At 52.0% G+C, this 11,101-nt stretch carries 10 protein-coding genes; 5 read left to right on the forward strand and 5 right to left on the reverse strand.

Annotation, left to right across the window (positions count from 1 at the left end; genetic code table 11):
• Positions 1-3 precede the first annotated feature (3 nt).
• Positions 4-618, forward strand: a complete 615-nt coding sequence (locus tag Q4A89_RS06735; protein WP_303184472.1) for a polysaccharide deacetylase family protein — start codon at positions 4-6, stop codon at positions 616-618.
• Positions 619-881: 263 nt separating this feature from the next.
• Here the strand turns inward: Q4A89_RS06735 and Q4A89_RS06740 are convergent, their stop codons facing one another.
• The 5 genes from Q4A89_RS06740 to Q4A89_RS06760 form a co-directional block, all read right to left on the reverse strand.
• On the reverse strand, positions 882-1,400 hold the full coding sequence (locus Q4A89_RS06740) for a CYTH domain-containing protein (protein WP_303184473.1): 519 nt from the start codon (positions 1,398-1,400) through the stop codon (positions 882-884).
• 4 nt (positions 1,401-1,404) lie between these two features.
• Complete coding sequence (locus tag Q4A89_RS06745; protein WP_303184474.1) at positions 1,405-2,466, reverse strand: DUF2027 domain-containing protein; 1,062 nt, start codon at positions 2,464-2,466, stop codon at positions 1,405-1,407.
• Positions 2,467-3,119: 653 nt separating this feature from the next.
• A complete protein-coding gene (locus Q4A89_RS06750) occupies positions 3,120-4,028 on the reverse strand; it encodes a DUF3108 domain-containing protein (RefSeq protein WP_303184475.1) in 909 nt (302 codons plus the stop codon).
• A complete protein-coding gene (locus tag Q4A89_RS06755) occupies positions 3,943-5,832 on the reverse strand; it encodes an Ig-like domain-containing domain (protein ID WP_303184476.1) in 1,890 nt (629 codons plus the stop codon). The genes Q4A89_RS06750 and Q4A89_RS06755 overlap by 86 nt, the downstream gene beginning before the upstream one ends.
• Positions 5,833-5,924: 92 nt before the next feature.
• On the reverse strand, positions 5,925-7,199 hold the full coding sequence (locus tag Q4A89_RS06760; protein WP_303184477.1) for a DUF2851 family protein: 1,275 nt from the start codon (positions 7,197-7,199) through the stop codon (positions 5,925-5,927).
• A gap of 111 nt (positions 7,200-7,310) precedes the next feature.
• On the opposite strand from Q4A89_RS06760, the gene dapB reads away from it, so the two are divergent.
• Genes dapB through Q4A89_RS06780 form a run of 4 tightly spaced genes read left to right on the forward strand, consistent with a single transcriptional unit; the run spans position 7,311 to position 11,017 of the window.
• Positions 7,311-8,048: a 4-hydroxy-tetrahydrodipicolinate reductase gene (gene dapB, locus Q4A89_RS06765; protein WP_303184478.1), complete on the forward strand. Its 738-nt coding sequence runs from the start codon at positions 7,311-7,313 to the stop codon at positions 8,046-8,048.
• A 12-nt stretch (positions 8,049-8,060) separates the two neighbouring features.
• The gene (locus Q4A89_RS06770) at positions 8,061-9,470 is read left to right on the forward strand and encodes a S26 family signal peptidase (protein WP_303184479.1); all 1,410 of its coding nucleotides are present in this window, start codon (positions 8,061-8,063) and stop codon (positions 9,468-9,470) included.
• Between the two features lie 26 nt (positions 9,471-9,496).
• Positions 9,497-10,339, forward strand: a complete 843-nt coding sequence (gene lepB, locus Q4A89_RS06775) for a signal peptidase I (protein WP_303184480.1) — start codon at positions 9,497-9,499, stop codon at positions 10,337-10,339.
• A 3-nt stretch (positions 10,340-10,342) separates the two neighbouring features.
• Positions 10,343-11,017 carry a WbqC family protein gene (locus Q4A89_RS06780; RefSeq protein WP_303184481.1) on the forward strand — a complete coding sequence of 225 codons (675 nt, stop codon included), beginning with the start codon at positions 10,343-10,345 and terminating at the stop codon, positions 11,015-11,017.
• The last annotated feature ends 84 nt before the right edge of the window (positions 11,018-11,101 follow it).

The raw sequence follows: 11,101 nt of genomic DNA on the forward strand, positions 1-11,101 counted from the left end.
ACGATGTTTATCGAACAACCGCCCTGGCTTTACAGGGCGATTTTTTGCGGAGGCATCTGGCGTATTCCGCAGAAGGAGAAGTGTGTCTATCTGACATTCGACGACGGACCGATCCCTGAGATTACGCCGTGGGTGCTTGACGTGCTCGACCGTTACGAGGTGAAGGCCACGTTCTTCTGCGTCGGTGACAATGTACGTAAGCATCCGGATATCTACCGCATGGTAGTCGAACGCGGTCACGCCGTGGGGAATCATACGTTCAATCATATTCAAGGCATCCGTTCGTGGTCGTCTCGTTATATGGAGAATGTGGAGAAGGCGGCCGTGCTGATCGACAGCCGTCTCTTTCGTCCTCCGCACGGGCACATGCGCCTGCCACAACTGGCCAGACTGCGCAAGAAATACAAGGTGATCATGTGGGATGTCGTCACCCGCGATTACAGTCCCCACATGACGGCTCAAGGGGTTTTTAACGTTGTGAAACGATATACGAGGAATGGCTCCATCATCGTCTTTCACGATTCACTCAAAGCCGCCGACCGCATGAAAGAAGCCCTTCCCCGATCCATCGAATGGCTCCAAGAACAAGGCTATCGGTTCGAACTCTTCGAGTCGTAGGACGTGTTGTAAATAAATGACGCACCTAACTAAATTATGAATTCCAAATGACTTTGTTGTAACGACTGACGTCTGATTATCAAAAGATATAGGTGTATATAAAAAACAACCTAAAAAAAATCAGCCACTTAATAATCAGCAATATAGCAAAATTGATATTTTATTACAAGTGAAAATATATTATTGCTTTTTAGGAATTTATCCGTTGCAACAAAGTCATTTAAAACAATTACTGTACCGAATTATTTTTTTTCCTGTTTTTGTCATTTTGTCCGATATTTTTCTGTCAACTTTTTTTCAGGACAGGACAACTTTCCCCAGTGGGAGAAAGGGTGGCAGGAGAGCATGGCGTTATAATAACGCGGGTCGCCGCTGACTTCTTCGCCCACCCAGCCGGGTTTCTCGAACGGCTCGTCTTCCGAGGGTAGCTCAATCTCGGCCATAACGAGGCCGGCATTGTCGCCGTAGAAAACATCGACCTCCCACGTATGACCGGCAAAAGGGATCCAATGCCGTACCTTCTCGATAACGCCCGAGCAGCAAAGCGTCAGCAGTTCTTCGGCGTCAGCGGGCGGTATCGGCTGTTCAAATTCGTAACGACTCCATCCGCGTTCGTTCGTGGCGCTCTTAATCGTCAGGAAAGCCTCGTCACCGCAGACGCGTACCCGCACCGTACGCACCTCGTCCGAGCACAGATACCCCTGCACAATCCGGCTTCGGCGAACCACCATCGGCTCGAAGTCGCCCCGTACCAGAAACTTGCGCTCTATTTCCAATCCCATGGCCTCAACGTATTTTGACCATCGTAGCCCCGAATCCGTACTCACGAAATGAAGCGTCCTGATAGTCGCACGATTTGTAACGCGTTTTCAGTTCCTTCTCGATGGCGGCACGTAACACACCTTCGCCCTTGCCGTGTATAAACACGATCTTCCGGCCCTTTTGCCCGGCGTGCTCTCGCATGACGGCATGAAACTTATCGAGCTGATAGTTCAGCATATCCGAAGCGCTCATGCCCGTCGTGTCGTCGAGGAGCTGAGAGATATGCAGGTCGATTTCGAGTATCGGAGCTTCGGGCACTTTCGGTTTGGAGGCCGGCTGAGACTTGCGGCGGTCGTCACGTTTCTTCTCCATCATCGCCTCTTGCAGGTCTGTGGCGGAAATCAGCAGCGGACGCTCCGGCACGTCATTCCGGACGAGGGGAAGAATGAGCGCGTCATCGTCGAAAAAATCGTTCGGAGTGAAGCAGTGAAGCTTATAAAACTTAACCGTGTCGAGCCGAAGCTCTACGGAGATGGCATTCTTCAACGTGTACGGTTTCTTTTTCTTGAAGGCCATCAGTTGCACGCAGATGCGCTCCAGCTCGTTCAGATTTTCCTTCCCGAACTCTTCCATAAAGATACGTGTATCCGGCTCAATCACTCCGGACGAGCGGCTGGTCCAGCTCCGATTCGAGGCGCTCATATAATTATAGTACAGATAGTAGTTGCTTTCGTTTACGAGGTAGGCTTCATAACCGCTTGATGTGAGGCTTTTCGGGTCGACCGGCAGATAGGCGATCGAGATATTGAGGCGTTCGCCTTCGAGTGTTTCGTGTATGCGCGGCACATCGGGTGTTTCGCGTCCTGGCTCCGAAGCCTGCACAACGGTCGGCCGTTCCTGTCGAAAGGAGAGATCGTCACGCGGCGTACCGCCTCCCTGATCGACTACCACACATTCACCTACCGAGACGGGAAACTCAAACCCACTCTCATCTTCAACCCATGCCGTACGCTTATCGCGGAATCCTCTGACGATGCCCCCGCCCACGCTATTCAAGAAACGTACCTTATCTCCTTTTTTTATCATTTTTCTTGTATCTATTTGAGTTGTCAAACTTACATAAAAATTTTATTTTTTATGCCGATGGAATAAAAAAATCAAATCCTGCAGACTTGATTGATGGTCTATTTGCGTACTCGAAGCACAACAGGTTATAATTTAAGGGTGAAATTAAAATAATCCTCAATATGAATAGATCGAATAGGATAGTCGCAAGGTGTCATGTCCTGAAAAAGGTTCACAGTTGTTTTTGTTGTTATCGTTTCTTTTTCTTTCATGATTTACGCCACTTTTGATGCATGTACCTGTTTGGGGGCAAGTAAATTCAAAGCCCAATGCGGACGTTTGTTGTTATAAATTTCCACCGAAGAACGGACGGCTTTGAGTGCCTGAAGATAATCGTGAAAGGTGTCACGACCTAAATTTCGTTTACCCTCAATCTCACCTAAAGAAAAGCCAATACGTACTGTACGCTAACAAATCAACAATAGCATCCATGATGGTTTTTCATCTATATTTCCGAAAAAAGCATCTGCCCTCAAGGTTATGATCACAAGCTCAAACTCTTCCGGTTCTTTCGGGAAAAAGGCTCTTTAATTAACTCATGCTTTCTACAAAGATACCACCAGCACACATTCAATCAGTAGCAATTTCAATTACAATAAAAAAAGCAGCACATTTCACCGTTTAATTTCGATACAGCTATGAAGAGGCGCTCTCAGTCCGGACGCACTTCTGTAATGAATTTCGGCATAGCCGATTTTCAGTTTCGAGCGTATCTTGACGGGGATAAAGTTATCATCGTCACCTATCCAGAGTTCGGCGGCCGCCTTCGTCTGTGTGAAAGCCTTATCGTAGATATCGACCGAAAAATGCAGGGTCCGGTATTTGACGTTTCCACGTTCGACGACGGCCTGTCCCTGATAGCGATAGCTGATTTTCACTAAATCTTTTCCGATAGCCACGGTCATCGGGAACGTATCTCCGGTTTTGAGTTTCTTCCGGTCTATCGTACGCAGAAAGAAAGTAGCTCCCAGCATGTCGAACGCGCAGCCGGAGCGCACGGTGAGCGTCGTATCGATTTTCGTTTCGGTCGGGGTGTAGCGGCGAGAGCGTATCGAAGTACGGCGGTTCGGATACGAAAAAGTGAGTTCGTCGATCAGGTAATAATGATTCTCGTGCGTACGTTTCGAACTGAACAGCAGTGAATAGTCCGGGGCATAATAGCAATCCATCGTATCACGCATCCGGTAGACGGATTCGAAGAGGTTGACCGTACGGAAATGCAGGCGGTAACGCGACGCGCTCTGTCCCTGATACGTAGCTTTTCCGAACGAAAGCGAGGCTTCGCCGGCACGCGACATAAGCAGGCCCCATTTAAAGTAGATGTCGTAGTTGACCGTTTCGCCGTGGTTGAGTGTCAGCGTCGAGGGCAGGCATTGCGTCCGCGCATGCGCTGCGAACAGGAGTGTGCAAATCGCCGCAATGACGATGCGGCCGTATTTAGAACGGCAGCCCGATGGCACCGCTCGACGAGCGTCCGGACGACCGACCTTCTTCTTTATAATCACGTTTTCTTCGCGTAACATCTTTCGGCTTGTTTTTTGTAATTTCCGGCAATTTCTGTCGGGTGACGGGCGTATCGGTCACGTCCCACGTTTCCTCAATCTCCCAGTTTGCCCGCATCGTATAGATGTTCGGCGAATAATACACCGTTTCGGGCTGTCGCTTTCCGGCATAATTGCCGGTGTCCCATTCTCCGTTTCCGTTCGTATCGACAATCAGCCGCGCATAATATTTCTCGGGCAGCAGATTGGGAAACAGTACGCCTCCGTCTTTAACCGGTCGCTTGCGCACAGGCACATCGTTCGCATTGAGCAGCTCCACGAAAGCCGGCTCCGTAACCCCTCCGATGTTGAGATAGAAATGTCCGTACTCCTCCTTTTTCCGAATCTGGAACGACGTTTCGTAGGTATCGTTATGATGCCCGTAGATGCTTTGCAACTGTGCCGAATCGATGGTGACGCGATAGCTCGCACCGTATTTCCACAGATGCCGGATGTGATATTTCAGTAAATCAAGGCTGTCTTGCACCAGTGTAAAATCGACGGATGTCCAGAGCGTATCGTTCTGCTGTTCGAGGAGGATGGCTTCGCGCTTCGGTTCGATGACCGGCTCGTTGAATACGAACGAAACGGTATCGTAGACTTCAATCGTACCGGAGGCTTTGGATTGAAGCGTCAGGAAGACCTTCGGCTCCGCCTCGCCTTTTTTGGGTTTCTTCGGCGCGCGTTGCTTGCGCAGCGAAAGATGAATCGTGTCCGTCTGCGGACGCAGCCTGTTCATCGAGTCGCTTTTCAGGTAGTCGACTTGCAGATGCAGCGTATCGCGTTTCCAGACCATCGAGTCCGTAATCCAGTAATGCAGGGCTGTGTTTCCTTCGGCCGGCTGCATCAGGAACCACGGTTCGCGGTTCGGCCGGTCGAGCAGCGTCAGCCTCGGCAACGAGTCGGCGGGAGCGTTGAATTTGAGCACAAACCGGTTGGCTTGCGGCCGTTCGGGGCGAAGCATGTATTGACGGCTGAATTTCTCTTTGAAAAGGAACAGGACGATATCGTCGGGCAGAAAGCGAGTATACTCGACCGTGCGAATCGTGTCGACGGTGACGGAATCTTTCCAGGCCGTATCCTGACGAAAAGCCCGTTCGAAAGTCGGCGTCACGAGCGAGTCGAGGAACGCGATTTCTTCGCCCGGCTGGTCGAACAGGTAATCACGGTTCGCATCGTTCAGGGCATAGAGGCGATATGTTCCTTCGGCGATGTTGCGGATGGTAAACCGTCCGCGGTCGTTTGTCTTCGACGTTCTCAGGAAAGGAGTAGTCGTAAAAGCCGAGTCGGCCGAGTCGGCATGCAGTCCGACCATGATGCCGGGCATCGGTTCGAGGTTCGCGGCATTCAGCAGCGTACCGGAAATCTCGAGCGAGTCGATCGTTTCACCTGTCGAAAAAGCAAAGCTGAAATTTTCGAACACGTTTTTTTCGTTATTGTCCGATACGGAATTCGTAAAGTCGATCGTATACGTCATATCGGGTTTCAGCGTATCTTTCAATTCGACGCGAATCTTTTTACCGATCACCTGTATGCTCGGCAGCTCTTTTTGCGGCGGGGTGATGATCACGTTTTCCGAAGGTTTCTCGATCTGAATCAGTTCGTCGAACAGAATCTCGACTCGCTTACCCTTGTAACCCGTCTGATAAGGCGCGGGCGTACTGCTCACGAACTTCGGAGGCTGTTCGTCATAGGGCCCGCCGTTAGGCGAAGCCATGTTGGCGCACGAAACGAGAGCGCAGCAGCACCATATCCCCTGCACGATGCATCCGATGTGATGCAGCATCTTTTTCCGTCTGTCATTCAACATTGCCGTCGTCTCTGTTCGTTCTCTTTTTGCCGCCGCAAAGATAAGGCAAATGGCGTCAGGAATGAAATTTATTTTGCGGCGCTCTTAATCAGCCGGAAACCGATGCGACAATAAAGGCATTTCCGCTTGTCGCAATATTCGCGCCGAAGTTGAATCAGCGCCTGAGAATCGCAGGCGTTCTTCGCCGGCAAACCGGCATCGGTAAACGCTTTGACGATGCTGTTACGCTCAGGAGGTATCTGTTCGAGCAGATGCAACGCCTGCTCGCCATACTCCGGTTGCTGCTTCTGCTTGCCATACGCAAAGAGAACAGGCGCTACCGTGTTAATCATCACGATATAGGCAGCATGAAGACCTATCGGTTTTTTACGCGACGGCGACGCGTTGTCGAAATGATAGTGTGTGTCCCAATATGCCGACGGAGGGACATTGAAACATTGTTGTAACTTCTCGACCGACGGGTTTTCGAGTATCTCGGAAAAGAGCGTATCATGGCGTGTCCAAACGGAAGCGAGCTGCGCCAGTCGCAGATGCGGGAAATTAACCGGACGGGTGCGCAGCCTTTTGAACAGAAAGGCGTCTACCGGCTTCAGCCCGTATTTGGTTTGCAGGAACGCGTATTCGCGCCGAAGCATTTGGTAATATGCATCGTCTTTTTCTGCGGCAAGCAGTCCCGCCTGACCGAAAAGCAGCGCCTCAATCTGCATACTGCTGTCCCGATGTTTCCGGATATATTTAAACGGCAGGCTCACAGCCAGCCACTCGAAAGCATCGCTGTTTGTTCCGAAGCCGAAATTACGGGTTAACGTAATGTAAAAAACTTCGTTCCAGTCGTATCGCGTTTGCCGTAACCGTCTGAAGATGTCTTCCGTCTTCCGCTCCAGCCGCTCGCCCAGCAACGCGTTGAGCCACCCCGACAGAAAAGGAGGGCTGATTTCACGAAGACGCGCGGCACACGCGACCGCTCCCTCGCGCGACAGCAACCAGTCGATGCTCTGCTGCACCTTCGCAGGAACACGCAGCACAAGTTGCGGCAGCACTTCGCCATTGCTACGGCAAACAGTCGCGTCGTTTTCTCCGACGACGTGCAGAATGACCGAATCATACGCAGGATTCCGGTCGTGCCCGTGCCGCACCCAATCCGATGCCTTTCCGTGAATTTCGATGTCGCCGGCCCAGACTGTTCCGGCGATGCGCAACTTGGCGTTAAAGAAATCCGCCCCCGCATCCGTGTTCGTCAAGCCCGGGTCGAGAACCGTCACCGGCTCGCCCCCGGTCGTGCGCAAGTCGGCTTCGTCGTAAAGCCGGTATTTCCAGAGGTATTGTAAGACTCGTTCTTTCATTTTGCAATAGTTTTGAGAAACTTTGCCCAAATATAATACAAAATCCTTATATTTGTGCCTTTATGATAAAATTGTTTACGGTAACGACAAACAGACAGAAGAACTAAACAGATGAAAATAGCGCTGATAGGGTACGGGAAGATGGGAAAAGCCGTCGAAGAGGCCGCCCTGAAACGAGGGCATGAAATCGTTTCAATCATCGATGTCGACCATCGTGACGCTTTCCGCTCAGAGGCTTTTCGGAGCGCCGACGTGGCCATCGAATTTACAAGACCGGATACCGCGTTCGACAATTACATGCAGTGCTTTGCTGCTGGTGTGCCCGTCGTCAGCGGAACAACCGGATGGCTCGACCGGCTCGACGAAGTCAAAGCGATCTGCCGTGACGAAGGTCGGACATTCTTCTATGCGTCAAATTTCAGCATCGGCATGAACCTGTTCTTTGCCGTCAACGCTTATCTGGCCCAATTGATGAACCGCTTCACAGAATACGACGTACAGATCACCGAGACGCATCACATCCATAAGTTAGACGCGCCGAGCGGAACGGCTATCACGCTGGCCGACGATATCCTGAGCGCCATCGACCGCAAGACGCGCCGCGTATCGGGCAAGGCCGAACATCCCGAAGAATTGGGCGTGTTGTCCGTCCGCGAAGGAGAAGTTCCGGGCATCCACGAGGTGGAGTATGATTCGGAAACGGACTTCATCCGTATCTGCCACAGTGCGAAAAGTCGTGCGGGTCTGGCGCTGGGTGCCGTGCTCGCGGCAGAGTTTACCGTCGGAAAAAAGGGTTTTCTCGGAATGAACGACTTGCTTCAAATCTCTCCCTTGAATACAAAAAAATAACGAATGATAACAATGAAAAAAATTACTACACGCCAATGGCTCCATTTCGGCATCTGGGCAACGCTCTATACGCTGTTCTGCATCTGGATGGAGAATTTGTGGATGCTCTTCGGCCTGATTGTGCTGGTCGATATTTTCCTGACCAAATTCATCCCGTGGGGCGCCTGGAAACGCTCGAAGAACAAACGAGTACGCCAAACGCTCGAATGGATTGACGATATTGTGTTCGCGCTCGTAGCCGTCTACCTGATCAATCTGTTCGTATTCCAGAACTACCAGATCCCTACGCCTTCGCTCGAAAAGACGCTGCTGGTGGGCGATTACCTGTTCGTCAGCAAGCTCAGCTACGGGCCACGCGTGCCGAACACTCCGATATCGTTCCCGCTCGTACAGAACACGCTTCCGATTTTCAACTGCAAGTCGTACCTCGACTGGCCGGAATGGGGGTATAAGCGTGTAAAAGGATTCGGACAGGTGAAACGCAACGACATTGTCGTGTTTAACTTCCCCGCCGGCGATACGGTCGCGCTCAAATACCAGAACCCCGACTATTACTGGCTGGTGAACGAGGCCGGACGCGAGACCGTACATGCCAACAAGGCGTATTACGGCGATATCGTCTACCGCCCCGTAGATAAACGGGATAACTACGTAAAGCGTTGCGTAGGGATGCCGGGCGATTCGCTGGCGATCCGCAACAACGCCCTGTACATTAACGGAGAGAAACAGAAAGACCCGGTACGGATGCAGCTTTGCTATTTTGTCGAGACAGACGGGGCGATGCTCACCGAAGAGCAGTTCCGCAAGATGGACATCAGCAAGAGCGACCGCAAGTTCGTTTCCGTACCGACATCGGACGAAGAAAAGTTTTATTACGAATACCTGCCGTTCCTTGGCTTCACCTCGACCGACGGACGATACAATCCCATCTATCGCCTGCCGCTGACGCAGGAGGCGCTGGAAATCATGAAGAAAATCGGTTCGGTGAAACAGATCAAAGTGGAGCCGGAGCAACTGGGAGGCATGACGTATCCGGCCGGTTACCGCACAGGATGGACGCGCGACAATTACGGTCCTATCTGGATCCCGAAGAAAGGGGCGACCATCGAGCTGAACGAACGCAACCTCGCACTCTACCGCCGATGCATCGGCAGTTACGAGGGGAACAAGTTGGAAGTACGCGGCACGCAGGTATTCATCAACGGACAGCCGGCGACGACGTATACGTTCAAATACGATTACTACTGGATGATGGGCGACAATCGGCACAACAGCGCCGACAGCCGTTCGTGGGGCTTCGTGCCCGAAGATCATATCGTCGGGAAGCCGATCCTTATCTGGCTTTCGCTCGATAAAGACCGCAGCCTCTTCAACGGAGGCATTCGCTGGAGCCGGATGTTCCGTACGGTACGCGCCGACTGACCCCAAAAACGCTGCATGGTGAAACAATGGCACGTCGGCTGATACGATACTTGACAGGCTTGGTGATAGCCGCCCTGATCGCATTGGGGCTGCATCTCTTCTGCGTCGGCTCGTACAGCATCTCGACCCGTTCGATGAGCGACGTGCTACAGGAAGGCGACCGGGTGCTGGTGAATAAAATCCGCAGCGACTCGAACCCCGGACGCGGCCGGATCGTCCTCTTCAGGGGTCACCGAACACAAGGCCGTCAAGCGCCTCTCTTCCTGAGTCGCTGTGTGGGGATGCCGGGCGATACGGTCATCGTTGGCGAAGACGGTTTCCGCATCGGCGGGCGCCTGTATCCGAACCTCCCCACAACCGAAAACATGTTTCGCATCCGCAGAAATATCAAGGAACCGTTGATGGGACTGATGCGCGATCTGAACATTCCCTACCGCAGCGTCGGAGAAGATTCGCTGAGTCTGACTTTCCGCCTGACGAGCCGCGAAGAACTGCTTCTTCGTGACAAACTCCCGCAGTTGCCGGATATCGAATGGCTTCCCGGAGAGCGCCTCCGCCATACGTTCGTGATTCCGGCTAAAGACAGCCTTTACCGAATCGATTCGACCTCCCTGCTGATGTGCCGCGAGGCGATCCTTGCAGAATACGGTAACCGGGCATCGATCGTCGACGGGACACTGTATGTAGACGGTAAGCCTACGCGCTACCTCTTCTTCCATAAAAATTATTACTGGATGCTGTCGGATAATGAGGATGAAGCCGTCGACTCACGACACTTCGGGCTGATTCCGGAAACCCGAATCGAGGGCAATGTGTGGTTTCGTTGGTACAGCAACGACCGGAAACGGTGGTTTCAACGCATCGAATAAGCGATGAGTGTCGTCTGCCTTTCCACCGCCTATCTGGCGCCTGTCAGCTATTATTGCAAACTGTACACTTTCAACTCCGTACGCATCGAGGCCTGCGAGAACTACCAGAAACAGACCTACCGCAACCGCTGCCGGATCGCTACGGCCAACGGCATGCAGGAACTGACCGTGCCCGTCGAAAAATCGCCGACACCGAAAATCCTGACACGCGATATCCGCATCTCCGACCACGGCAACTGGCGCCATCTGCATTGGAACGCATTCGTCTCCGCCTATAACATGAGTCCTTTCTTCGAATATTATGCCGATGATTTTGCGCCGTTTTACGAGAAGAAATATACTTTTCTGATGGATTATAACGAAGCCTTGCAACAGCTGATCTGCGAGTTGATCGACCTGCAACCGCAAATCATCCGTACCGATACGTATGAGGCCAATCTCCCGAACGATTTTCGGAATGTCTTCCATCCGCGCCATCCGCACGACGATCCGTCTTTTCACCCTCAACCCTACTATCAGGTGTTCCGCGAAAAATACGGTTTTCTGCCCGACCTGAGCATCGTAGACCTCCTGTTCAACATGGGTCCCGAAGCCCTGCCAGTGCTCAGCGACTCATGCCGGCAGACCGATAACGCACATCGGCCGCTCCCTCCCCAAAAACAAGCGGCTTCCCGTTGAGTTGAACGGAGAAAGGTTAAAATTCCTGTTGTGATTTATCTCCCGCAAATTGATTGTAATAAATCACCGTTGTGATTTATCTCC

This window comes from Tannerella sp. (genome assembly GCF_030528505.1).
Lineage (GTDB): Bacteria > Bacteroidota > Bacteroidia > Bacteroidales > Tannerellaceae > Tannerella.